General features: G+C 73.4%; 1 protein-coding gene. It reads left to right on the top strand.

Going from position 1 to position 1,371, the window contains the following annotated elements; all coding sequences use genetic code 11:
* Window positions 1–98: 98 nt before the first annotated feature.
* The coding region (locus H5J29_RS32795; RefSeq protein ID WP_181784775.1) for an acyclic terpene utilization AtuA family protein at window positions 99–1,371 on the top strand (1,273 nt) is incomplete at its 3' end.

Genomic DNA, 1,371 nt, shown 5'->3' with positions numbered 1-1,371 from the left:
CACCTCCGCCGCCCCGACCGAGGGTTCCTAGAACAACCCGGCGCCGGTCCCGTCACGAAACGATGGGCCCGCCCGGGGTCGGCGGCTACAGTCGCGATATGAACGAACGATCGGTGAGGATCGGGAACTTCAGCGGCTACCTCGGTGACCGCTTCACGGCGATCGACGAGGCCCTCGCGGGCGACCCCGTCGACGTCCTGATGGGCGACTACCTGGCCGAGGTCACGCTCGCCGCGCTGGCCGCCGACCGGCGCGGCTACGTGGCCTATGTGCTCAAGCAGCTACGGCCGCACCTCGCGACCCTCGCCGAGCGCGGGACCAAGGTCGTGACCAACGCGGGCGGCTTCGACCCCGCCGGGCTCGCCGCCGCCCTGCGCGCCGAGATCGCCGAGGCCGGGGTGGAGCTCGTCGTGGCGCACGTCGAGGGCGACAACGTCCTGGACCGGCTGGGCGAGTTCCACCGCGAGGGCCACGCGATGGAGCACCTGGACACCGGCGCGCCCCTCAAGGACTGGGGCGTGGAGCCGATCGCGGCGAACTCCTACCTCGGCGGGTTCGGGATCGCGGAGGCGCTGCGGGCGGGCGCGGACATCGTCGTCACGGGGCGGGTCACCGACGCCTCGCTCACCGCCGGTCCCGCGGCCTGGTGGCACGGCTGGACGCCGGACGACGTCGGCCCGCTGGCGGGCGCGATCACCGCAGGGCACATCATCGAGTGCGGCGCGCACGCCACCGGCGGCAACTTCTCCGGGTTCCTGGCGGTCCCGGGCATGGAGAAGTGTGGCTTCCCGATCGCGGAGGTGGCCGCGGACGGCTCGTCGGTGATCACCAAGCACGCGCGCGACGGCGGCATGGTCACCGTGGACACCGTCACCGCCCAGCTCGTCTACGAGATCCAGGGGCCGCGCTACCTCAACCCCGACGCGACCGTGCACCTCGACACCGTCCAGCTCACCCAGGTGGGCCCGGACCGGGTGGCGATCGGCCCGGTCGTCGGGTCCCCGCCGCCGCCCACGGCGAAGGTCGCGGTGTTCGCGCGGATCGGCTGGCAGATCTCGCAGATGCTGTTCTGCACCTCCCCCCACGTCGACGAGAAGGTCGCCCTGCTGCGCCGCCAGCTCCGCGCGCAGCTCGAGGGCCAGGTCGACCAGCTCGACGTCACCGCGCTGGGCACCGCCGCCGAGGACCCGCAGTCCCAGTGGGAGGCGACGGTCCCGATCCGCGTCATGGCCACGGCCACCGCGAAGGAGGCGCTCAAGGGGTTCCCCGCCGCCGTCGGGAGCCTGTACCTGCAGGGTTTCCCGGGCTTCCACCACGACGGCGGCGCGCAGCCGGTCCGCGAGCCCTGGCCGCGGATCGACTACTGGCCCG

Source organism: Pseudonocardia pini (assembly GCF_013870575.1).
GTDB lineage: Bacteria > Actinomycetota > Actinomycetes > Mycobacteriales > Pseudonocardiaceae > Pseudonocardia > Pseudonocardia pini.
Note: the sequence above shows the minus strand (reverse complement) of the source record. Positions and strands in the feature narration are given on the sequence as shown.